We start from the raw sequence: 25,485 nt of genomic DNA on the forward strand, positions 1-25,485 counted from the left end.
TATAGGGTATCATGCCTTCTTAGGCAAAATTTTATTGTTTGTACTATGGTATATAGAACCTAGCTTTATTTTTTCCAAATACATTCTGATGTTATCTCATCTAAAGAAGAAACACCACACATCTCCATGACATCAATCAATTCAGCCCCGATTTTTTGAATATAGGATCTTACACCTTCATAACCACCACCAAATACAGCAGTAACAAATGGTCTTGCAATAATAGCTGCATCTGCACCAAGAGCCAAAGACTTGAATAGATCAGCTCCGGAACGGATACCGCCATCAACGAATATCGTCATCTTTCCTTTAAACTCTTTTGCTATTTCTTCAAGCACCTCAGCAGTAGATGGACACTGGTCAAGTACTCGGCCACCGTGATTTGACACAAGAATGCCTGAAGCTCCAGCCTCGAACGCTTTTTCAGCACCTTTTACAGTCATAACACCTTTTACAATAAATGGACGGTTTATCTGTTGTATTATCTCTCGCAGCTCTTCAACTGATTTTCTACCCGCTGGAGGTTGCATATTTTTTAAGAATGGTAAACCGGCTGCATCCACATCCATGGCAACCGCGAATGCATTACAATCCTTAATTAGTTGAGATTTTTCCTTTATGGTATTCAAATTCCATGGCTTAACGGTAGGAACACCAACACCATCTACTAATTTGATACAATCTGTAGCAGCCTTCATAACCTCAGGATTAACACCATCCCCTGTAAATGCTGCAATTCCAGCATCTGCACAAGCTTTCACTAATACTTCATTATAAGTAAGATCATTGTAGGAATCCCCATAATGGAGGCTAATAGCACCTACAGGGCCCGCAAAGAATGGATAAGCAAATTCTTTTCCATAAATAGTTCTTTTCGTATCGATGTTGGATGCTGCTACGAGCGTATCCATGTTCAAACGAATTTCTTTCCATTTATCATAGTTTCTTATGGCTGTATCACCAATACCTTTTGCGCCTGGTCCAGGTATTTGGTTTCTGCATGCTCTTCCATTACATTCAGGACAAGCTTTACAATATGGGCCTATGTTCTTCTTTGCATTTTCTATGATTTCTGTGTATGACATTGTAGTATTCAACTCTTTACTCTCCTTTGTACGTAAATTAAGTAATAAATCTTATTTATATTTTATCACACATGGAATCAAAATGTAAGATTGATGCTTATGAGTTTATTAATACAACAAACTAAGTGCTATAAAAAACATTCCATAATAGTATGTAGCAAGATTAATGATGTGAACAACCTCATACTTCTTATTATAAAAATAAAGAAATAAAATATATGCGTCCGAAATAAGGAATAAAGTTGCCCCTATACTGTCAGCTACGCTGATCAAACGCTACTTACTCGTAGCTCATTAGCAACTACGTTGCTATTTTAGCAGGTGCTTGTACTTTCACTGAAACAAGGAAGTCCCCCGCTACTGCTTCTAAGCGAGGGACTTCCTTGATGGGTTAAATCTCGATTCTTAACATTGTGTACATATTACTTTTATGTTAACTATACGCCGTATTAAAATTTATCTTATAAATTCTATATCTGTCATCTTCCACCGTAAGAATTGCCATCGTGACATCATGATGAAATCTCTTACGGCCACAGCTGCCTGGATTTAGCCATAGAACTTCGTCTTTCCTCTCTAAGGAGTATTTGTGGGAATGACCGTAAACAACAATATTAGATTCTATTGGTAGTTGTTTTATATCTCTTTTGTTATGAATCAGATAAAAGGTAATGTTGTCTACTGCAATTGTTAAAGAAGATGGTAAAAATTCAGCCCACTCCTTATCATTATTACCTCGCACTACAAATAACGGTGCATAGTTTAATAACTGTTCATAAATTTCTTTCGTATGAATATCACCAGCATGAAGTATATAATCTACCTGTTTTAAATGTTCACATACTTCTGGACGTAATAATCCATGAGTATCTGATATAATAGCTATTGTCGTCATAATACCTCCATGCTGCTAAATTTGTTCTTTACTGTCTTCTTTTGTTGGTTCTAACATATAATCATAAAACAATTTTGTTCTTCTTTCATAATCTCTCAATTACAGCTAATATCTCAGTCATAAATAACAAGTAAAAATGCATCCAATAGATAGATTCAAGAAATCTTATAACCCTTCTATTGTTTGCATATTCATAAATACTATTCGAAATATGAAACACTCGGCTAAGAGCAAAAAAAAGGTTCTATATAAATTATTTGGAGGATATAGAACTCAAAAAAAGTAGTAGCCAATAGTTAGCTACTACTTTTTGAAAAGAACGAAGCAATTATTCGTTAAGAACATTCAATAAATTTTTTACTGCTTTTTTTGCTGTATTACTATAGAAATTGTCATATCGGAAGAACATATATCCATCTACTAATTTGGAGTTACGGCAAGTTATAATCATATCTGCTAATATGTTTGCGTTTTTCTTAAAATCTGGTTCATCATTGGAAGCTGATTTGTAAACAGGTATACCAACATAAACATTTACATCTGTATTTTTACGAAGTTCTAACCAACGATTTAGAATTCCGTCGAATGGATATTGGCTATGTTCAAAACTCCAATACAGCTGAGGGCAGATATAATCTACATAACCTGGTTTAGATAACCAAGTGTCAACGTCAACATAATAACGATCTTTCATACGTAAGGTATCAAGAAATCCTCCTGGGCTGATTCCAAATACAACATCCGATTTTTCTAACTTAATTGCGGAGTAAATACCTTTTATTAGCGTGTTAACATTCTGTCTTCTCCATTCATCAATTGGAAGAATATAATTGTCTAAACCTTGCTTTTTATAATTGTCAACATAACTTTTATATTCTGTTGCATCAAATACCTTTTCATAATTAGAACCTAAAGTTGGATAGAAATAATCATCAAAATGAATTCCATCTACATCATAATTTCTTACAATTTCAAGTACTCCGTTACGAATTAGTGTACGAACCTCAGGTACTGCTGGATTGTAGTACAGATTTCCATCAAAAGACAATACATTACGATCATTTGATGTCTTCTTATCAGTTAACCACTTTCTTGCTGGATTATTTGTTGCTAAAGTTTTTACATCTGTATTTTTTGACGTAATACGGTATGGATTTAACCATGCATGAAATTGAAGTCCTCTGTCATGGGCAGCTTCTACCATATACTCTAATGGGTCAAAACCAGGGTCTTTTCCTTGCGTACCACTAATGTATTTTGACCAAGGAAAATAATCAGAATCATACATGGCGTCTCCGAATGGACGAACATGTACAATAACAGCATTCATCCCCATATCTACAACATTATCAAACATTTCATCAATTTGAGCTTCAAATTCATCTTTGGTATATCCTGTACTTTTAAACTCAAGATAGGAAATCCAAACTGCCTTAAATTCCAAATCAACATAAATGTATTCCACAGTTACACCCCCATTAACATCCTCTGCACGGAAAGTATAAAAACCGGATTTTTTAACTTCAAATGTTCCGCTTTCCGATATTTTTTTCCCAGATTCTGTCCATCGAATACTATTTTCTAAAGTAACAAGGTTTGGTAAGTAAAGAATGGATTTTAATTTTGCTTTACTACTGACTTCATAAGATACTGTTGCTTTTTGATTCAGTACACGATAAGTTGCTTTAATCGAAGGTCCAGTATCTTCCTTAGTTGCTGCCATAGCTGGAAAAGCTTGGTTTATGGCAAACACAAACAATAACATCCAAGCTAAGATAAACTTCCATTTTCTCTTAAACATTGTATTCAACCTTTCTTTATTCTAGCATATAGCTAGTTTAATTTATGACAAGAAAAAGTTCGTAAAGCTTCTTTTTCTTGTCTTATTTTTCAGATATGCGATTATCATCTATTCGTAGGATAAGCTTCAAATAAGCTTGCTACAGTATCATAAATAGTTTTCGCTGCTTTCTTTTGAGAGGTAGAACTCGTTAATAATGCTAAGTCATCTGGATTCGTTAAAAATGCTAACTCAATTAGAACAGCAGGTACTGAGTTATCTCGAACAACAACAAAGCCTTTATCAATAATACCAAGATTCTTAGTACCTAATGCTTTGGATAGATTGTTAACTAAGGTATTCGCTAAGATCGTATTTGTTAATCCGCTTGATGTCTTCGATTTATTTACACTGCTATAATACACACTGGTACCACGAGCAGCGGAGGTAGTAGCTGAGTTACAGTGTAAACTGATAAAGAAATCTGCGTCCACCTGTTTTGCAAATGCAGCTCGGTCATCAAGTGCAATTAAGGTATCATCAACTCTTGTGTAATAAACCTTAATACCTGAGTTTGTAAAATATTCTTTTGCATACTCATTTAATATCTTATAGTTAATTACTTTTTCTTGTGTCGTACCTTTGAGTGCTCCTGGATCTTTGCCGCCATGCCCTGCATCAAGAATGATAATTTTATCATAGATTGCGCTTGGTCGATCAATCGTAACTTGTAGCTTTCCATCTACTATAGTATATTTAAAGCCTTGTATCACTTTTGTAGTAATAAGTAATTCAGTACCTTTACTGGATGAATAAGAAACTTTTATGTTTGAAACATTGTCATACGTATTTACAATAGGGTTTTGCTCAAAGAAAGTACGATGATCCCCTTTTATAAATATAGAAATTTGCTTTTTATTATAGTTATCCTCAGAAGAAATATCCGATAAGCGAATACCGCTTGGTAATGCAATCTTAAGAGATGAATTATCGATTACTGGGATTTCCTCTTCTTTCTCAAAGGTTAAAGTATAAGTAGAACCATCTTGATTGAGTTCGTAAGTTACATCTGGTGATGGTTTTTGTATAATCAGAAACGAGTTGTTTGCTGACATTGAATTTAACGATACAAATAACATAGATGAATTTTCTTCTTTATTAGAGAAATTATTATCACCTAATGTATTTATCGTATTCGGTATGGATACATAGATACTATCTTCATCTTGTGTAACGATTGGTTTGATATCTTTAAGTCCGGTGATTGATAAATACTCAGAACCGCTATCATCCCTACCTGCACTTATTTGTGTTAGATAATTTGAATAGAGGGATAAGGATAAGCCCTTACCATCATTTTCTGATGTCAAAGTATAACTTATCGAAGCATCCGATAATGTGAAGATAACATCTGTTTGGTTTTTCACTGCATCATAGATTACTCTTGCTTCCTTCGCTAATTCATTCCCGAAGGTAGATAAACTGTCTGTAGCAACCATATTTTTAAAAGATAAAATTAATTCTTCCTTATCTTTTATAGCAGTCACACTTGAAAATGTCTCATTAAAACTAAACTGGTAATTTTCTTTATTCTTTGCTAATTGGTCCGTATCAAGTTTTAAAAATTGAGAAATAGTTACACTACCTGTATCAATAGAGTTCTTAGAATTCATCGCATTTTTTGCTTCTTCTAATACATCTTTGTAACTATCTTTTGCAGTCCAATTAAAATATTCCGACTCGCTATAGTTACCATCCCCTGGAGTACTTGGTGAAACTGGAGGTATCGTTATGTTTGGCTCTTTACCAACCTTTTTCGTCGTTGTGATTTCAGATGTTTTTGTAGCGGAATTCCAGTTATAATCGTAACCTAGAGCTTTTGATACAAACTGTGCTGGTACTAATACTGCTACTTCGCCATTATCTTCATTAAATACAAGTTTTGGTGCTACACCACAATCAACTACTTCGTCGTTTAAGTAAGCGATCTTACTACCTAATTCCATTAATAAATTAATATTACCTTTTGTAAAGGAAATAGTTCCTTTGCTTTCGGAATACTTGTAAGTTACCCCCATACCCTTTGCAAAGACTTTATATGCTTGAGCCATAGCGGTGTTTGCAATTAAGATGCTAGGAAGATTGGAAACATTTACGTTTTTACCATCAAATTTCACAGATCCTTGAATCCCAGTATAGCTAACTAACTGATTGTCATAGGTCAAGTTTAGAGGCTTTGTAATTGTAACCGTAGAACTTGTACTATTCCAGTCATAAGAATAACCAAAGGTTTCCGCAACAAATCTTGTTGGAACTAATATGGCTGTTTCATTTGCCTTGGAATACTTAATGGAGATTGGTGCTGCATTCATAGTTACAGATTTTCCATTCACTTGTGCAGTTTTACTACCTAAAGTTAATACAAGAGTAGTCTTGTCATCTCTAAGAGTAACTGTTTTTTTCTCCTTATTATAAAGAGTCTTAATCCCTAGAGCATCACGGAAGATCTTTACATATGGCCCTAAGGCAACTCCATTGCTTGATAGGATTCCAGGGTTATTCCCTAGTGGAATTGATTTCTCGTTATATACGTAAGAGATAGTCTCGTCAGTTACTGTCATAGAGGAGTTTGTTGTGTAATTGTAGATTTTAAGCCCGCTTGCTGCTTGTGCCTGATCCACAGGGGCAGAACTTATTAATAAGCTCACAATTAACAATACGCACATTTTCTTATAGTTTTTGATTTTTTTTCTCATAATTCACCTACTGTATTTCATTTTCGAGCCAAAATACTTTCTTCTTTGGTCTACAATAATAGAATACATAGTAAATTTGTTATAATTGTGTCATAATTTTTCAAAACTTTTGTCATATCATAAGGATTTTAGTTCTCTGTGCCTATATTTAAGAAAAAATCTACCATCCAAATTTCGTTTGTGATATAATAGAACGCATGATTATTTTGATATAGAAGGGACGGAAATAAGTTGAAACTACAGCAACTATATAGTTATACAAGAAAAGCGATTGATGATTATCAGATGATTGAGGATGGGGATAAAATTGCAATTGGTATCTCTGGAGGAAAAGACAGTCTTACCTTATTATACGCACTTGCTGGCCTTAGAAGATTTTACCCAAAGAAATTTACCTTAGAAGCAATTACAGTAAGCTTAGGTTTTGATAATTTTGATACGAGTAAAATAGCAGCTTTATGTAAAGAACTAGATGTGAATTATACCGTTGTAAATACTGATATTGCTCCAATTATCTTTGAAACAAGAAAAGAGTCCAATCCATGTTCTCTTTGTGCAAAGATGAGAAAAGGTGCTTTTAATGATAAGGCAAAGGAACTTGGTTGTAATAAATCCGCTTATGCTCATCACAAGGATGACGTAATTGAAACAACGTTAATGTCACTATTATTTGAAGGACGTTATTATACATTCTCACCTATTACTTATCTTGATCGAATGGATATTACTTTAATTCGACCACTAATTTATGTGGATGAAGTAGATGTGATTGGATTTAAAAATGCTTATAATCTCTCAGTCTTAAAGAATCCTTGTCCAATTGATGGCTATACAAAGAGGGAATATGCTAAAAATCTTGTAAAGCAGTTAAATCAAGAACACCCAGGTGCTAGGGTAAGATTATTTCATGCTGTAACGGATGGTTTGTTATCGGATTGGAAGAAAGAAACTGAACAATAAAGAGGACTTTCCCAAAAACAGGGGTAATTGATAACTTATAGTCTTTACAGATCTATAAGTACCAATTACCCCTGCTTATTTTCTCGTTCTGTGTTACAAGATTTTTCGTAATGAGTTACGAGATTTACTAGCAAACCATATCAAACCAGTTTCCAAGATCACCTGACTTATTAATAATTCCACCTTTGTTGTAAGTTTTAAGAGAATTTACAGCATTCATAGCAGATTTACTAATGTCAAAAGCTTTTCCTTGAATACGGCCTGCGAAGGAGCTGCTACCAGTAAAATAAGACTTTAAGCTGCTTATGTCAGCTGCCTTTAACTTACTTTCATCTACTGTTAGTTTATTATCGGCTCCTATCGTAATACCCATTTTACCTAATGCCACTTTGTTTGACTTAGTAATACCAGTCATATAAGCAGTCGTCTTAAGTACAGAAAGGTCGTTTTGTTTGCTAGCAGAGTCCAAAACAGAATTATAGGACGAAGCAAAATCATTTATTGCTTTTACAATACGATCGTAATCGTATTCCTTTACCTTAACCATTTCCCCTGTTTTCTCGTCCTTAACTTCTTTTTCAACCTGCTCCCAAATAGAGTTTTTACCGGTGGCAAGAAGTTTATCCGCAGATTCTTTTAAGGTATCTGCATCCTTTTTTGCAGCTAGTATCTTGGATTTATCAGAAGTTGCTCCTGCAGAACTGGAAGATCCAGACTCTTCAGCGTCCATCTTTTTATAGTACGCGGTAAGTAACTTCTTATAACTTCCATTCTTGATACTCATATACTGACCAAGTATATTGTTGCTTCCATCCGAAGAACCTGAACCTTGTGAAGTCGAAGAAAACAAAGATGATGAATAGTTATAATAATTTGTGGAAATCGTCATATACATTCCCTCCTTTCTTATGAGTTATATCGGATAGTTTTAATGAAATATTAGTTTTTGCCCTGTAGTCAAACTGAAACAATAACGTAATATACAGAAAGCCTTTATATTATTGCATAACTTATGCTAACTTCATCAATGCATCCGTTAAGGATTTCAATTGTTCGTTTGCATCCTCATTACTGGTACCCTTTACGCCAATATAGAATTTGATTTTTGGTTCTGTACCAGAAGGACGTACACAAACCCATGCATCATTATCTAATTCGAAATATAATACATTTGACTTAGGTAAACCAGTCTTTGAAACTTCATTAGTTTCAAGGTTGATCACTTTATCCATTTCATAATCGCGGAAGGAAACTACTTTGTAATCTCCAAGTTGTTTAGGTGGATTTTGACGGAAGCTTTCCATCATTTCCTTAATCTTTTCTGCACCTTCCACGCCTTTTAAGGTCATTGTCTCGAGACCTTCACGGAAATAGCCATATTTCTCATAGATATTAAGCATCTGATCCCAAAGAGTAAGCCCCTTTGTACTATAATAAGCTGCTGCTTCACAAAGTGCCATAACAGCAACAATTGCATCCTTGTCTCTTGCATGAGTTCCGATGAGACAGCCATAGCTTTCTTCAAATCCAAACTCATAAGTTCCTTTTCCGGTTTCTTCAAACAATTTAATCTGCTCTCCGATATACTTAAATCCGGTAAGTACTTCGATTAACTGAATATTGTACTCCTGTGCTATTTTATCAGCCATATTGGTGGAAACAATAGTTTTTATAAGAGCACCGTCTTTCGCTATTGTGCCATTTTCTTTTCTTTGACTTAATAAATACTCACAGATTAACATTCCAGACATATTACCAGTAAAGGAAATATAATCTCCTGTTTTGGAATCCTTTGCGTAAACACCAAGACGATCCGCATCTGGATCCGTTGCTAATACTAAATCCGCATCCACTTTTTTCGCTAAATCTAGAGCAAGTCTAAATGCCTTAGGGTCTTCTGGATTCGGATATCCAACGGTACTGAAGTTACCGTCTGGAAGTTCTTGTTCTGGTACAACATAAACATTCTCAAATCCTAGTTCACTAAGAACACGGCGTGCTGGTATATTTCCGGTACCATGAAGTGGAGTGTAGACAATTTTTATGTCCCCTCCGACTTTCTTAATTACATCAGGATGAATTACCTGTTTCTTTAATTCTGTAATATATAAATCATCGATTTCTTTTCCAATTGTGTGATAAAGACCTGCTGCAATCGCATCCTCTTTATTCATTGTTTTTACTGTATTAAAATCTGTTACATTATTTACTTCATTGATGATTTGCTCATCTTTTGGATAAGTAATCTGAGCGCCATCTTCCCAGTAAACCTTGTAACCATTGTATTCTGGCGGATTATGACTTGCTGTAATAACAATACCAGAGATACAGTTTAGCGTACGAAGCGCAAAGGATAGCTCAGGTGTCGGACGTAGGGATTCAAAACGATATGCTTTGATTCCATTCGCACATAAGCAAAGTGCAACTTCTTCACTAAATTCTATGGACATATTTCTGGAATCGTATGCAATTGCTACACCACGATCTTCTCCATGCTCTTTCTTAATAAAATTAGCAAGTCCCTGTGTTGCTTTACGAACAGTATATAAATTCATACGATTTGTACCGGCTCCAATAATACCACGTAAGCCTCCGGTACCAAATTCTAAGCTCTTATAGAAACGATCTTTAATTTCAATATCGTTACCCTCTAAACTCTTTAATTCAGTTTTTGTTTTCTCATCAAAGTACGCATCTTCACACCAAAAACGGTAGGTATCCAAATAATTCATAGTTAGCCTCCATGCTGCGACTATCTTTTAGGAGCAGCTAATGGCTCAAGTTTGGCGCAGCGCAAACTTGTCGAGTGAAAGATTGAAAATCTATCACTCTCCCTCCATACCTGCGCATGTTTTTTGCGCATAGCAAGTTTGTGGCGCAGACACAAACCTGCTGGTTAAATGCATTGCATTCAACCTGCAAAGTGTGAAATGGATTTTTTCACACTTGAAATCATGCCTTCTCAGTAGGCTGTATGAAGCTTTAGATTTTCTTAGGTAGCGTCTTTTGACGCCATAGAAATTTTCTTCACACTTCTAACTTACGAAGCAGGTGCGTAATGAAAGCATAAGATTTCTTGTGCTTTAAGAGACTAATCTTTCGCATTACCTATAGCACCTTTTTTACCATACTATACTAACACAGATTACTTCCTCAATTCAAGGTTGTTCTTAATTAAATTACAACGTTTTTCCACATACTTCAGCACAAAGCCACGTCTACTGTTCCTGCACATGTAATTAGCGCATATGAAAATAAAATCTTAAATTTCTCTTCTTAAGATTTCAAAGCACATTCTACCATTGTGGTAAGGACACTTCCATGGTTCCACGATTGGCTTTTTATTAAATGGCTTACCCTCTTTATCCACTTCCCAAAACCACTCAGAACCTGTTCTTTTGTCATGGACGTTCTCTAAGATAAACTGGAAGATATCCGTCGCTGCCTCATAATATCTAGTTTCGTTTCGATCATTCTCATAACCATTTAAAAATCCAACCACTGCTTCTGCTTGTACCCACCATATTCTTGATGTATTTACCTTACCTTTTTCGCTTTCATTTAATAAGGAATGATCTTGATAAGCTGTCTGATAGATCTGATTCGTTAAGTCCTTCGTAATTGGTTTTAATAAATAATCATATTTCGGTTCCTTTAAGACATCAAGACCACGATCGATAAGCCATGCAGCTTCAATGTCATGTCCATACGAATGTAAATCGAGTATACTGTTCATATACACATCAAAAAATACTTCCTGTCGGTGCAAGTTGGGATTATAAACTTTAATTTGGATGATATCTAGCATCCTCATTAATCGTTCTTTGATTTCCATATCCCCAGTAACACGATAATATTCGGTATAAGCTTCGAAAACATGCAGTAATGTATTCATTGTTTTATGAGCAATCACACCATTTTCAGAAAGCAACTCATTGTCAATTGGTAAAAAGTCTCGATCAAAGGCTTCTAAATATCCAAACGAATCCGTACATTTCTTTTCCATTATTCCTATAATTGATTTAGCCAGATTGATTGCTTCCTCATCCTTGGTTGCAAAATAGTAAGAAGATAGCGCATAGACTGCAAAGGCTTGGTTATAGGTATGTTTCGTTGTATCATAGGTACTTCCATCATAGTTTAAGGACCAATAGATACCACCATAAGTTTGATCGTAGCAATGATTCTTTAAAAACTCATAAGCATGCTTTGCGTAGGATAATAAACCCTCTTCTCCAAGCGTAAGATAAGCATTCGAATAAAACCACAAAATTCGACTATTTAAGATACATCCTTTTACTGCTTTTTTATCTAATTGTAAGTCGTAATCGAGATACCCGTAAAATCCACCATTCTCTTCGTCTTTTAATTTATTCCAAAAAGGAATAACTACTTCTGACAGATGAGCTTTCGCAAGCTCTTTCATTTGTTTGTAATTACCCATGTATTCCACCTCGAAAAATTATTTCTTATGATAAAAGCATAATAACATTATTTATAGACAGCTCTTGTCATTACACTAAATATCCAATGATAGAAAAATTATGCGATAACATATAAAGTGATAAATTATTATTAGGCGAAAATATACCATCTTTTAATCGTAACATTAGGGATGCAAAAATAGCTTGCACCCCTAATTATGGCTGGAAAGTCTTATTAATATAGACTTTCCATGAAAGACTCCCCCTAGCGCCTTTCTAAGAAGTTATCACAGAAGCTAGGTAAAATTCACTTTTCTGTCTCTTATCAGTTTCTATGATGGTAATTATTAAGGTATGTTTCTTTTTCTCATTTGAAACTAGTATATTTTGTAAATATATACAATCTCCCCAATTTTCTTTAAAGTTTGCATCTAATAGGATTGCATTTTCATCCTGCCCATCTAAAACAGCTTTCGCAATCGGAGTAGGTTTATGAATCGTTTTTCGGTATTGAACCGCTAAAGTCTTACATTCAAACTCTAATTCAATGGAGTCTCCTAACTTTGTGGCAATGTATCCACCTTTAAAGATATCTGTAATCCCATCTTGTTCTTCTCCATCTTTAAGAAAACCCTTTAATAATGGTGTTAACTCTGAATTCTTATAACGAACAACCCCCTCAAAGCGGTTTGGCGTAATTGGATCTGGTAAATTTGTCTCTATGATCCTATCCTTACTAGTATTAGTATGATCAATCGTTTCAAGGGCTTTTGTAATAACATAGGCAACTAGTTCATGACCAGAATCGTTTGGATGCAAGTTATCCGGAGTAATCTCTTCTATAACTAGTGTTCCTCTTTGTAGCTCTTCAAAGATACTATCCTTCATACATACCATTGGAACCTGATAATGATATCCGACTTTACTATGTACCCGTTCCGCATTATTCCCTGTATCGTATTGAACGTTATGAACCAAGAAAAGTGCAGGTGAGTTTTTCGCAGATAGAATAGTCCGTATTAAACCCTCATAAGTTTCCATGAACAAATCGTTATCCTCATCATTCACGCTAAATTCTACAAATATTACGTCTGGAGCTTTTGATAATAAATCGGACTTTACTCTTGCTACTCCAAACTGAGAAGTCGTAGCACCAATTCCCGCATTTACGTAGATTAGATTCTCATTTTGAAAATAAGTTTTCCACCAATCAAAAACTCGGTAAGCATAACATGTAAAAGGAGCACTGGATAGGGAACCTTGTGTAATTGACCCACCAATAAAACCAATTGTTAGTGGTTCCTTTTTTCTTGCTCTTTCCATAACATTATGAAATCTGTCTAGATTTCCTAACGATATAACTCCCCGTTTCGCCATACTTATTTTATCCATAGATGCCCTCATAGAATACCGATAGTATTGTCATCACCATTTGCAACATGGTTTTCTATAATATATGTAACGATTTCATCAACTGTAGTAAAAGCTAATCCTACATAACTGTCTGCTGCTCCATAGTAGATTGCAATCTTGCCACTGGCAGCATCCGTTAATGCTGCACATGGGAAGACTACATTAGCAACAAATCCTTTTTCTTCATAATCCATCTCTGGCGTTAAAATAAAGTTGCCGGAACGGTATTTTACGATGGATGGGTTATCAATATCTAAGATTGCAGCGCCCATGCTATATACATAGCCATTGCAAGTACCGATAACGCCATGATAGAACAACAACCATCCTTCACTAGTTTCAATTGGAGCAGCTCCTCCACCTATCTTTAAGGATTGCCACCATTGATTGTAACCTCTAGTCATAACATGTCTGTGCTTACCCCAATATACTAAATCAGGACTTTCACTTACAAAGACATCACCGAATGGCGTATGTCCGCTATCGCTAGGTCTTGATAACAATACAAAGTTGCCATTAATCTTTCTAGGGAACATGACTCCATTTCTGTTAAATGGTATAAATGGATTCTCTAATCGAATAAATGTTTTAAAGTCATTTGTTTTTGCTAAGCCTAATGCCGCACCATAAAAATCGGTACACCAAATAATGTAATAAGTATCTTCTACTTTAATCAATCTTGGATCATAAGCATAACGAGGCATATAAGATTCGCCTTTTTCATTAACAAAAGCAATCTTTTCTTTTTCGTAGGTCCAATGAATCGCATCTTTACTGTATCCTAAATAAAGTTGCGGAACTCCATTGATTTGTTCACCACGGAATACACCAATAAATTCACCCTGGTAAGGAATCACTGCACTGTTAAAAATACGCGCTACTCCAGGAAGTGGATTCCTTCGGATGATTGGATTTTCAGAATATCTCCAAACAGGGCCTGGACAATCGGTAGGCTTCTCCTGCCAAGGGATATTTGGAAGATTCTCGGTATACATTGTAACTTGACTCATAGTATCATTCTCCTTTGGTCGTATCTTGCTATTTTAAAATGAGCTGTCACAAAACTTAGTTAAAACACATTTCGCAACAGCTCATTATTTACTATTGCAGTTTATTTAAAATATTGATCCAGTGCTTCTTGCACTATGTTCTTTGTCTCTTCTGCATATTGAGCAGCCGTCTTCTCTCCATTCATAATCGGTACCATGGAGAAGTTATCGCCAAGACCTAGATTGCCCCACATATCAAATTGCTCTCTCTTACCCATCATCTCTAAGTAATTATAGTTTCTTTCTGTCATCATCATGTTCTGGAACCATTCTACATCGTCACGAAGTTCTGTATCACCCTGATACCAGTTGGTCCAATCATAAAATACATTGTAAACTAACTCAGGATCTTCAACACCATTTGGTATAAAGTAGTAGTTACCAGCAGTCTTCATCATCTTATTGTCTTCATAGCTTCCACTAGGACCAGTTGGCCATGGAACACACGCGATTTCAAAACCAACATCAGGTGAGATACCAAACTCTTTGAAAATCCAAGCTGCACCGGTGAAGAAACAACTCTTTTGCTGTGCATAAAGTTGGTTATTGACATTCCAATCATCTTGATTCCAAGGTGCTGCGGTATGATCTTCATTGTACATCTTATAGATAAAATCCATTGCTTCAATAGTTGCTGGGGAACTTAATGTTTCTTTAGCACCACTTGCAATTGATGTACCATTTGACATACATAAGTTCTCTAAAAGGACAGTCCACCATCCAGAATAACCGTAAATGTCGGTAGAACCATCGCCATTTGTATCCTTTGTTGTAGCAATTAAGTACTCTCTAAATTTGTCCCAAGTCCACTCTCCTCTGTCATAAAGATCCTGTGGATTCACTAGACCAGCCTGTTTAATCATATCGAGGTTAAAGGACAATGGATTACCACCAAGCTGACTTGTCTTGGCAACAGGTCTAAATAAGTAATTATTATCAATTCCTTTAAAAGAAAGATAACTCATAACAGTTTGATCCTTGAAGACATCACTATCTGACGCTGCAAACTTAGAAATATCCATAGCATATCCGCTTAACGCTGCTGGTGCACCAAACTGAAGATCTGTTTCGTAAATATCTACGTCTGGTTTACCGGACATAATAGAAGTATTAATACTTTCGATAATACCATTCCAAGTAAGGTTAACAAAACGGAACTCTACGTTGTATTTTTTTTCGATGGCTCTCATGTTATCTAATTGCATCTGAGCTAATTCAACATCTGTAACTTCCGGGTTATCTTCAATTGTATTATGATCCGATGTATAGTAATGTTCATACCAAGTTCCTACTTTTATAATTCTCTTCCCATCAGCGGTATATTCCGCACGGCCTGATCCAGATGGTTTCACAGTTGGTGTATTATCTGGAAGCTTAGTTGCTTCAGCTGTAGGTGTTGAAGTCTTATCGGAATCACTTGGTTTATCTGTATTTTTATTGCATCCAGCAATAGAGAACATCATGGCAACGGTTAAGCCAAGAGCTAAGATTTTATTCATTCTTTTCTTCATATTGAACCCTCCATCAATGTTTATATGGTTTTCGGTAGATAACTACTTATTCCACAGGATAACCAATGGTTACACCGTAAACTTCCCAAGCCTGTTCTCCTTCTGCTTGTAATTCTGCGAGGGAACCAGCAAAATCTTCTGTTCCAAGTGCTGTTACAATCTGATCATAAGTAATCTGGCACTTATTTCCTTCAGGATTCTTGGCAGCAGCACCTTGTGCGATTCTAGTCCAACCATAGGAAGCTCCATTACCAGGATTTGCTATTAGCCAAACATTGCCCGCGGATTTGTAACTAATTGTTACGATGCAACCTGGTTTTAACAGAGAAGCATCAAAGGTTCCTCCGTTAGTGGTTGTAGTAACACCAGCTTGCGACCATCCATCCGCTTTTACTGCAAAACCATCAATTGCAACTTCATCTTTAACCTTTACCATAGTATGAGCGAATTCACCAATCGTTACACTATATACTTCCCATGCTTGATCCCCTTCACATTGAAGTTTACCTAAAGTACTAGCAAAATCTTCGGTTCCTAGCGCTTCTACAATCTGTTCGTAAGTAATTTGGCATTTATTATTCTCATCATTTTTTGCTGCTGCTCCTTGTGCGATTCTGGTCCAGGCATAAGGTGCACCAGTACCTGGTACTGCTACTAACCAAACATCACCATCGGATTTATAATTAATAGTAACAACAGAACCTGGCTTTAATAAAGAAGCATCAAAATTTCCTCCATCTAAAGTTGTAATAACACCATCCTGAGACCATCCATCCGCTTTTACTGCAAAGCCTTCAATCGAGGCATCATTCATCGTTGCAGGAAGTTGTTTTGCTTCATAACCAATCGTAACTGATTTAATTGACCATGCAGCATCTCCTTCACCCTGTAATACTGCAAGAGTACTTGCAAAATCTTCGGTTCCTAGGGCTTCCACGATTTGATCATATGTAATCTGACATGTTGAATTACTATCATTCTTAACTGCTGTCTGCTGCTGAATTCTAGTCCAACCATAAGGTGCACCTTCTCCCGGAACTGCTACTAACCAAACGCTACCTTCCGAGGTATAGTTAATGGTAAGAATACAACCTGGCTTAATTAAGGATGCATCAAAAGTTCCTTTATTTGATGTAGTATTAACACCGTTTTGATTCCAAGCATCACCACTTACATTAAAACCTTCAATTTCAACAGTATCTTTTACTTTTGTTAAGTTCGACCAATCTGACTCACCGAATCCGTCTGGCTTATCAAAGGAAACTGTAGTATCTACTGCCATTGCATTACCACTAGCATCACGGATTACGATATTATCTATATATAGATCTGCAGCACCAAAGCCCTGATCTTTTCCATTATCGGTTTCTTTTGTAAGGATGAAGAAGTTTTTAGCACCAGCTACAAAATACTGTGCCTCATTATCTAAAGTGCCAACTGCCTTATTTGGATTCTTTGTCTCAAGATAAACGGACCAAGGATCTTTGGATTCTTTTCTATCTGTTCCGCTATATGCATAGATAAACCCTGATACAGCACGGAATTTTCCATCCTTATAAGCAACGGTTACATCCATTTCTATCGAACGTACGTCTGCTACTCTACTCCTAAGTAAACTTGAAGTATCAATTGCTATGTAAGGAACTTTATCCTCTTGTATCTCCACCTTAAGTTGTTTGGAACCATTGAAATCGACAACGGATAATATCGACTTATCTGCATTACCAGGAGATGTATTTAATTCAATAAATCCATAATTCCCATCTTCAAAATCAATACCCACAAAAGATTCTTTCACTGGTGCAGTAGTTGGTGCTACTGTAGCAGTAGGTGCTACGGTTACTTGATCACCATCTGTAGACTTATCTCCTTTTTTGCAAGCAGAGATGGAGAAAATCATAACGAATACCAGAAAAATAGCTAAAAATCTTTTCTTCTTAAACATACTACTCCTCCTTATACTATAGATCATTTTCTCACGGTAAATCTTGTTACTGTAAGAATCCATAAACTGATATAAGCCATCCCTCTGCGGATTATACCAAAACACAATCAACCCCTCTCTTCTTTTTATACAAACGGTTAACCAACAATACCGCTTCGTTCCACGCCTTCAATAAATCGCTTTTGTAACAATACATAAACGATAACAACCGGTAAGATAACTAATACAATTCCTGCATATAGATATAGCCTTGCTATCGCTGGTGTCATTATTCTATCTACATTCGCTATGGTTTGCTGCAATGTTGTTATTTTTCTACTAATCACTATGTTAGGACTAATGTTAAATAAGTTACCAAAAAAAGTGTCATTATACTGCCATACCAAAGAAAATATAGCTACCGTTAATACGGATGGGATTGCATTCACTAGCATTATGCGAAAATAGGTATACCACATACCCGCTCCATCCACAAAAGCTGCTTCTTCAATTTCCTTCGGCAATCCTCGGAAAAATTGATTAAAAATATAAATGTATAACCCAGATCTTAAACCACATCCAAATAACGTCATAATAAACATTGGCTTCACGGTTCCCAGGTAATTTGGTACCTTCCCTGTTAACATAGAAAACAAGCCAAGTGGATTAAATTTCTGAAAGGTTACATAAATCGGTAAGATAACCGTATGTGTCGGTATGACTATCATTACGATAACCAACCCGAATAATAACTTTTTGAAAGGAAAATTAAATCTTGCAAAACCATATCCAACCATAGAGCATATCACTACTTGAATTACCATAAGACTAAGCACATAAGCTAAAGAATTTCCTAGGGTCTTTAGATAATCTAGTCGTAACCATGCGAGGCGATAACGTTCCATTGTTGGATTTTGAGGTATGATATAGACTAATTTATTTGCAAAGTCTGAGTCCGAAAAAAACGAACTACTCACGATACCTATGAGTGGACCTAAGATGACATAGCAAATGCCTATCAAAATAATCAGTCGGAATAACCAGAAAAGAGCTTCTTTGGACTTCGTTATGTATTTTTTTCTATTATTCGCAAACTGTTTATCGTTTTTCAATTTTTCAATTTCTATCTTACAATTTTGTATGAGATCCATTGTGCCCTCCTCTCTAGTTATAATAAAAAGTCTTCTTTGATATAGTTCCACAAACAATAATAAGGAATAAACAAACAACAATCATACTAATTAAACTCATTAAAGATCCTAGCCCATAATTTTTGGTCATAAAGATTGTATTATAGGATAGTTGCACTACATCACTGTTTGCAAAGTTATCAACTACCGTATAAACAATATTCGTTAGTATCAAAGGCATTATCATCGGTAAGGTTACCTTCCAAAATGTTTCATAACCAGTGGCACCCTCTATCTTAGCTACTTCATACAAGGAACTTGGAACCGCTTGCAATGCTGCAATAAAGATAATAATTTGAACTCCGGAGGCGGTGATAATACTACTAAGTCGGGATACTGCTCCAATAATATATAAAAAAACAGCATCGGGTATTGCTATATCACTAAAGAGACGTAGATAGTATTCGATATTTACTCCGGTTGAGGTAGCGCTTACGATTTCGTCCGGTGCAGAAGCTATTCCACCACCCATTAATTGCGTCGATAACGCAATGGCTTGTTGAATCGCTTCTGAATTTAGAATAACTGGTAGAAAAAATACTGCTCTGACAAACGTTCTTCCCTTGAACTTTTTATTTAGTAATAGTGCAACAAAAATACTAAAAAAGATAATTAACGGTATATCCACGACCATATCAAGCATGGAAGAAGTAAGTACTTGTTTAAAGGTTGGATGTGAAGTAAATAATTCTTTGAAATTAGCTAATCCAGTGTAGGTTAAGGTATATCCAACACCACCATCTTCAATGGTAGCAACCGACATGCCAAAACGTATGGTCATAATCAAACTTCTTAAGTAAAAAAGGATAAATCCAATTAACCATGGAGAGATGAAGAGTAAGCCAACAATAGCTCTTTTACGGCTGAGTGTTAATTTCTTTTTTTTCTTCATTCGTTCCTCCCTCCATTTCATAACCCTTTGCAGGGATTATTATGCCATCCGTCTTATATGCGAAATTCGTTGTATTTACATAGATGATAATACCGTTGTTGTATGTTATTTTTCTTACACCAGTATCTAAAATCTCATGTTTTTTTATGGTTGCACCAGTTACATTCTTTAGGACACTGTTAACTTCAGAATATAAAGAGATGGCATCCTGCTTCCAGTTTTCAAAAGTCGTGCTATATTTACTATTCAGACCGGTATATTTTAGTTCTGAAGAGCTTTGATAGGTAAATGTAAAATGAGGTGCTGCTCCATATTCAATTAATTTTAAAATTACATCACTCTTATCACTGGTATCCATCAGATTGATTGCACTGCCACAGTAATCGATACAACCATGGAAAATCATCTGGTATAGTGGTATTTCTTCATCCATGAGAAAGAAATCATTATGCACAAGCGGCGCATTTAAAATATTCGATGCATAAGGAAGGGAATAAGAATTTCCTCCGCTAACCATCATCTGTTTTCCTGTCCTCTTTAATGTTTCAAACTGCGCTTCCACAACTTGTTTCGCTTCCTCACGATTGATAAAATTCGTTCTTTTCTTATCCGAAGTAAGAACGTCTCCTAAATCACGTAATGAGATTCCAGTAATATCAATGTCTTTGATTCCTTTTGAAAAACCAGTTACATAGCGAGGTAAAAACTTTGGTGAAACTAGGTTGTAGATAGTCTCTGGATATCCAAGAGAGGATAACTGAATCAGCGTAGTTGGGTTTACCTGGCCGAAGATTCCTTCCATAGCACTACCGAAATAGAACACATTTTCAACTTTATGTTTATAACGCTTACTGATCCAAGTAACCTTTTGAAAAGCGACATCTGCATAGAGTTTTCCGCCATTTTCCTCTAAAGCTTTAGATAAATTTTCTAATTCTTTTTCGCTACCTAGTTTTTTTATTAATTTAAATTTATCTGTAACATCATGGAAGTAACCTCCATTAAATGTCCCTTGATAATTCATGATTATTTTGTTGACACCGTTCTGATTTAAGTCTTTTACTATGGTATTTGCATCTTCATACGTTGTCGCCTTATAAATCTCCCGGTACTGAGTACCTAAAAAGAAATTAGTACGCTTAACTCCGCCAATTACATCCATATAGAAATTAAGTTCCGTATTTTCCGCGTGTTTGGTTAGTTTTCCTTCTGATATCAAGCGCTCTCTGTAATAGTTTGCCATACCAGAATATCCATCGTACTCTTTCGTTAACATCGAATAGCGAACGGTGAAGTCTTGCTTCATCATCTTAGGTTCAATAATGGTCATCATCGTATCGTTTCCCGTATTTCCACCGATAGCAACTAATTCAAATCCTCTAACCGGGAAGGATACAAAAGCATTATTATACGAGTTTCGTACTCCTGAAATGCTTGCTGAAATATTAGCAAGGGAATCTCCTGATTCAATCGTAGCTAATACCCCATAATTCTCTTTTTGAATACCAAATAACGGTAATCTAGCAGGTTCTGTGTTTTCTACCACGGCGATATCAGCAACCAATGGATCAATTCCGTAAACAAATTGTGAGTATTCGGCTGCATTTACCTTCCCGTTATTAAAATAAACTAAGGAGCCAGAACCATTTGGTAGAACAAGATAGCCGGATTCCTCCATACCCCCAGCCGCAAAATAGCGTAATAATTGGATGCGATATAATTTTCCTCCGCCATATTCTTCAATTTGCGAGGTGTTAACCGTTGCTTTGATCCCATCTCCCACTAAACGGTATTCTAATGGTATTGTAAAAGAGATAGGAAGTTCAACATCCCCTTCTGCAACCGACATATCATTCCTATAGTCTTCTTCTGAATAGCCAGCTAAAATTAGGTATGATTCGATTTTATTTAAGGTAGCCATTGCAGCATTGATATCAAAAGCTAATTCTAAATATCCGCTGTAATCTTTTGATTCCTTATAACGTTTTCTAACATACTTTGCATCTTTTTCATCCAAATTTGCTAGGAAGGATTCTAAACGCTCGCTTTTTATGTACATTGGTACAATTCCAGTTTTACTTTTCGCATCACCAATTTTATAAATAAAGCGAAAACCATCCTTAATTGCTTCAATCGTAATCTGGTTTAACAATGTGGAATGCTCATAGGAGTTAAAGTTACTAAGTGCTTGATTGTTATTAAAATATTCTACAATCAATTGCGATTTCAGTAAGTTCTTATTTACTTCATTTGCTAAGGTATCTGCATCTGCATGTTGTGGATTACTATAAGCAATTTCTCCATTTCTCTTATCATAAATTGCGATTTCCCCAGTATGTTGATTTACATATAATTTTAAATTTGCATTCTCTACTCCAAGAACCATTCCTTCTACCGATGGACTATTGTCTGTGAGCGGTATGAATTTTTTTCCCTCTTCATAAGAATACTCTAATAAATAGTCCTTATAGTCATCGTAGAACACATAATGAATCAAATAATAAACGCCATAGCTGATTACTCCAACCAGGAGTACCGCTAAGCACGAAAGAAGTATTTTCTTTAACAACTTCATGTCTTATGTCCTCCTAGCCTCGATTTTGTAATTCAATATAAACATTCCGAAAGAAACCATATACTTGAGATAATAAATCAAAAAGCATCATTGTTATAAAGATAATAATTAACATAGAAAAAAAGGTTAATATTAAAGTTACTAAAGTTTTGGCTAGGGAATAATTGTGAATAATCATAATACCCATAAGAATTAAAATTGCTGTCCATGCAACCCCAAATACAAGGATAAGGTAATAAAATGCTTCTTCGTCTGCTGCAACAAACCCCGATATTATCGTTGCAGGGATTAAAGTTAATACGAGTGGTAACAAAGCATATCCTACCGACGTTACGATATCCTTAAATCGCCCTTCTCCTCCCATTAAACAGGTAACAGACCAATTACCAATACAAAAAAGGAGAAATAAAAGCATTACCCCACCTAATTCGTTCATAGAATCCACACTTCTTGGATCTACGTCATTTACAATAAAACTTGCATGGATACGGTTCATACTAAAGCAAAAACTAAATAATGCTGTTATGATTATGGCTACTGGAACACTTCCTCGCTCTCTGTGTCTTAATTCATAATACCCGTCTGCAGGGTGAGTCAGAATATAAAACGGATACCGCAATTTTCCCTTCGAAAACCAACGTTTCATTCTAATCCACCCCCATCCGTATTATCTACTATATTCTTTCGTTTTCTTATGATTGATTTCGTGATCATAGTTCCTGCTAAAATAACAACAATTCCTGTTAGTAGAAAACTTAGATTTTGCTTTAATATTTCATTACGATAGCGCTTGTAGGCTATGGAATAATACTCACGGCTCATACCAAGTTTTAAATATTTCATTGCCAACTTATTATCTCCTTTGGATAAATAAGCTTTTCCGATGCCCACATTTGCAATTTCAAAATTTTCGTCAAGCTTTAAAACCTGCTCCCATTTTTCAACCGCTAAGGATTCATCCCCATCAAAGCGAAGCGCTACTGCATCGTTAATTAACGTTCCATATTCGGTTGCTTGAAACACTAAAATTTCAGCTCTTGTTGAATCTAATACTAAAATCATATTATTTGATGATTCAATTGCCACTGGAGCAACAAAGGTACCCGCCTGCGAACCAAGCCCTCCGAAGATATAAAGGAGATTTCCTTCATAATCGTAGGTGAAGATTCTTCCTCTTCTGGAGTCTAAGATGGAGTAAATTCCATTATTTCGATATACCACATCAACGATTTTACTTGGCCCTGCGTAGCTGTTCATTCCACCGGTCCTTAAATCCCCGCCTACATTCTTCTTTACTCCTTTTTTTATTACGTCTTCACCGCTAGGATTTAATCTACGTACCGCCTGTTCTCCAGCATTATCAATATTTGATGCGAAGATAAAACCTTTTTCATCGATATCGATTCCTGTAAATTCGGTTGGGATAAATAGTGACTGTCTGCTCCGTTCTTTTTTTGTTGATAATCTCCGCCAAAACTTCTCCCATAGTGTAATCTCAACCTTAATGGTTCCAAAGAAACTAGTAAATTGACCATCCGAATCAAAAACCATAATTCCTTCCGTCATACCTTTCGCGATACAAAAGATACGGTCTGCATAATCTACAGTAACTTTAAGAGGTGTAAAAACATAACCTGCTTCTAAAACATCGCTTTGCGGATTATCTACAATCTTTATTAATTGGTCTTCCGAATTAAGTACCACGATTCGTTTGTTCTCAGAATCTGCGATGTAAAGTTCATTTTTCTTCGATATTGCTATACCGTAAGGTCGGTTAAAATGATCAGTGGTACCGTTATTGTTAAACTCTGTAATGACCCGAACTAATTTTGTCATGGTGTCATTTAGCACCACAATCTTGTTATTGTTAGTATCTGCGATGTATACAAGCCCATCCGGTGCAATACATAAATCCTGTGGATTATTAAATGCTTTCATTCCAAAGGATACACCTGAAATACTATGATCTGGTACATATGCTGCCGGTGTGTGTACGATATAATCACGATAATCGTAATTATAAGTATCATACGGAACATGATCATTTGCTAACGCTGTCACATTACCAAACATCATACAAAAGATTAGGGTAGTGATTATTACAGCGATTCGCGTTTGCTTCTTTAATTTCATTCACTATCCTCCTATTCTTTCATACCTGATGTTGTCATCGTTTCAAGAATATTACTTTGACAGATTAAAAAGAAGGTAATCGGGATTGCTGCCAGTATAAAACTAACTGCTGCGGAAGCACCCGCTCTTTTAGCACCGCCTGCGGTAATCTGCTGTAAGGCAAATTGTAAAGGTTTTAATTCTTCACTTCGTAAGAAGGTGCTTCCAGTATTCCCCCACATCTGCTGAAATTGAAAGATTGCGAGCGTTAACCATGCCGGTTTTACGTTAGGCATAATAATGGTCCAGTAGGTCTTCCATTCACTTGCACCATCTAGTCTGGAAGATTCAACTAGCGTGGTTGGTATCTGCTCCATAAACTGTTTCATTAGATAAAGTCCCATACCAAACTGCCAAGCTGGAAGTATTAATGCTAAGTACGTATTGTTAATATGTAAGAATGAAATTATCATATAATTTGGAATCTGTGTTACTGTCCAAGAAAACATCATGGATAATACAATCATATGGAAGATAATTTTCTTTCCAGGAAAGTCATGTTTTGCTAATGGATAGGCTGCTAGTGAAGCGACCAGTACATGACCAACCGTTCCAAATCCTGTGATAATAAAAGTATTAAAGATGTATCTTGAGAATGGTACCCAAGTATCATTCATCAATACAAACAGGTCCGTAAAGTTTTCTAAGGTCGGATTCTTTACGAAGATTGCCGGAGGATATTTAAAAATTTCATCCAATGGCTTTAGTGCATTATTCGCAATCATAACGAGCGGAAGCGCCATAAAGATACCGCAAAAAAACATCAAGGTGAATAATAGCCCATTCCCGGCAGCGGAACGGTTTAGCTGCTTTTGCCTACGAAATAATCGCCTTTTAGGCTTCATGTAATCTCTAGCCA

At 35.8% G+C, this 25,485-nt stretch carries 19 protein-coding genes; 1 reads left to right on the plus strand and 18 read right to left on the minus strand.

All coding sequences use genetic code 11. The features are described from left to right. Positions 1-65 precede the first annotated feature (65 nt). The 5 genes from CPHY_RS11660 to CPHY_RS11675 form a co-directional block, all read right to left on the minus strand. Positions 66-1,085: an alpha-hydroxy-acid oxidizing protein gene (locus CPHY_RS11660; RefSeq protein ID WP_041704341.1), complete on the minus strand. Its 1,020-nt coding sequence runs from the start codon at positions 1,083-1,085 to the stop codon at positions 66-68. Positions 1,086-1,193: 108 nt separating this feature from the next. Beyond that, positions 1,194-1,358, minus strand: coding sequence for a lysoplasmalogenase family protein (locus CPHY_RS22670; RefSeq protein ID WP_081428538.1), 165 nt, complete (start codon positions 1,356-1,358; stop codon positions 1,194-1,196). 160 nt (positions 1,359-1,518) lie between these two features. After that, complete coding sequence (locus CPHY_RS11665) at positions 1,519-1,980, minus strand: metallophosphoesterase family protein (RefSeq protein WP_012200273.1); 462 nt, start codon at positions 1,978-1,980, stop codon at positions 1,519-1,521. A 328-nt stretch (positions 1,981-2,308) separates the two neighbouring features. After that, complete coding sequence (locus CPHY_RS11670) at positions 2,309-3,781, minus strand: glycoside hydrolase family 10 protein (RefSeq protein ID WP_012200274.1); 1,473 nt, start codon at positions 3,779-3,781, stop codon at positions 2,309-2,311. A 104-nt stretch (positions 3,782-3,885) separates the two neighbouring features. After that, complete coding sequence (locus CPHY_RS11675) at positions 3,886-6,516, minus strand: N-acetylmuramoyl-L-alanine amidase (RefSeq protein WP_012200275.1); 2,631 nt, start codon at positions 6,514-6,516, stop codon at positions 3,886-3,888. Between the two features lie 231 nt (positions 6,517-6,747). On the opposite strand from CPHY_RS11675, the gene CPHY_RS11680 reads away from it, so the two are divergent. Further along, entirely contained in the window at positions 6,748-7,476 is a 729-nt protein-coding gene (locus CPHY_RS11680) for a tRNA 2-thiocytidine biosynthesis TtcA family protein (protein ID WP_012200276.1), read from the plus strand. Between the two features lie 127 nt (positions 7,477-7,603). Here CPHY_RS11680 and CPHY_RS11685 read toward each other — a convergent pair whose 3' ends face one another. From CPHY_RS11685 to CPHY_RS11745, 13 genes are all read right to left on the minus strand, one after another. Further along, positions 7,604-8,365 (minus strand): hypothetical protein, encoded by a 762-nt coding sequence (locus CPHY_RS11685; protein ID WP_012200277.1) that lies wholly within the window; start codon positions 8,363-8,365, stop codon positions 7,604-7,606. Between the two features lie 121 nt (positions 8,366-8,486). Continuing rightward, positions 8,487-10,208 (minus strand): phospho-sugar mutase, encoded by a 1,722-nt coding sequence (locus CPHY_RS11690; protein WP_012200278.1) that lies wholly within the window; start codon positions 10,206-10,208, stop codon positions 8,487-8,489. Positions 10,209-10,738: 530 nt separating this feature from the next. Further along, on the minus strand, positions 10,739-11,920 hold the full coding sequence (locus CPHY_RS11695; protein WP_012200279.1) for an AGE family epimerase/isomerase: 1,182 nt from the start codon (positions 11,918-11,920) through the stop codon (positions 10,739-10,741). 256 nt (positions 11,921-12,176) lie between these two features. Continuing rightward, the gene (locus CPHY_RS11700; protein ID WP_012200280.1) at positions 12,177-13,292 is read right to left on the minus strand and encodes an SGNH/GDSL hydrolase family protein; all 1,116 of its coding nucleotides are present in this window, start codon (positions 13,290-13,292) and stop codon (positions 12,177-12,179) included. Positions 13,293-13,300: 8 nt separating this feature from the next. After that, positions 13,301-14,323 (minus strand): glycoside hydrolase family 130 protein, encoded by a 1,023-nt coding sequence (locus CPHY_RS11705; RefSeq protein ID WP_012200281.1) that lies wholly within the window; start codon positions 14,321-14,323, stop codon positions 13,301-13,303. Positions 14,324-14,424: 101 nt separating this feature from the next. Continuing rightward, a complete protein-coding gene (locus CPHY_RS11710) occupies positions 14,425-15,873 on the minus strand; it encodes an ABC transporter substrate-binding protein (RefSeq protein ID WP_012200282.1) in 1,449 nt (482 codons plus the stop codon). Positions 15,874-15,919: 46 nt separating this feature from the next. Then, positions 15,920-17,818, minus strand: a complete 1,899-nt coding sequence (locus CPHY_RS11715; RefSeq protein WP_012200283.1) for a hypothetical protein — start codon at positions 17,816-17,818, stop codon at positions 15,920-15,922. A 137-nt stretch (positions 17,819-17,955) separates the two neighbouring features. After that, complete coding sequence (locus tag CPHY_RS11720) at positions 17,956-18,948, minus strand: carbohydrate ABC transporter permease (protein WP_012200284.1); 993 nt, start codon at positions 18,946-18,948, stop codon at positions 17,956-17,958. Positions 18,949-18,961: 13 nt separating this feature from the next. Next, positions 18,962-19,879, minus strand: coding sequence for a carbohydrate ABC transporter permease (locus tag CPHY_RS11725; protein WP_012200285.1), 918 nt, complete (start codon positions 19,877-19,879; stop codon positions 18,962-18,964). After that, positions 19,845-22,454 carry a DUF5696 domain-containing protein gene (locus CPHY_RS11730; RefSeq protein ID WP_012200286.1) on the minus strand — a complete coding sequence of 870 codons (2,610 nt, stop codon included), beginning with the start codon at positions 22,452-22,454 and terminating at the stop codon, positions 19,845-19,847. The genes CPHY_RS11725 and CPHY_RS11730 overlap by 35 nt, the downstream gene beginning before the upstream one ends. Before the next feature lie 13 nt (positions 22,455-22,467). Beyond that, on the minus strand, positions 22,468-23,100 hold the full coding sequence (locus CPHY_RS11735; RefSeq protein WP_041703584.1) for a Yip1 family protein: 633 nt from the start codon (positions 23,098-23,100) through the stop codon (positions 22,468-22,470). Continuing rightward, complete coding sequence (locus CPHY_RS11740; protein ID WP_041703587.1) at positions 23,097-24,587, minus strand: NHL repeat-containing protein; 1,491 nt, start codon at positions 24,585-24,587, stop codon at positions 23,097-23,099. The genes CPHY_RS11735 and CPHY_RS11740 overlap by 4 nt, the downstream gene beginning before the upstream one ends. 11 nt (positions 24,588-24,598) lie before the next feature. Next, entirely contained in the window at positions 24,599-25,471 is an 873-nt protein-coding gene (locus tag CPHY_RS11745) for a carbohydrate ABC transporter permease (RefSeq protein WP_012200287.1), read from the minus strand. Between the last annotated feature and the right edge of the window lie 14 nt (positions 25,472-25,485).

The organism is Lachnoclostridium phytofermentans ISDg (assembly GCF_000018685.1).
Classification (GTDB): Bacteria; Bacillota; Clostridia; order Lachnospirales; family Lachnospiraceae; genus Lachnoclostridium; species Lachnoclostridium phytofermentans.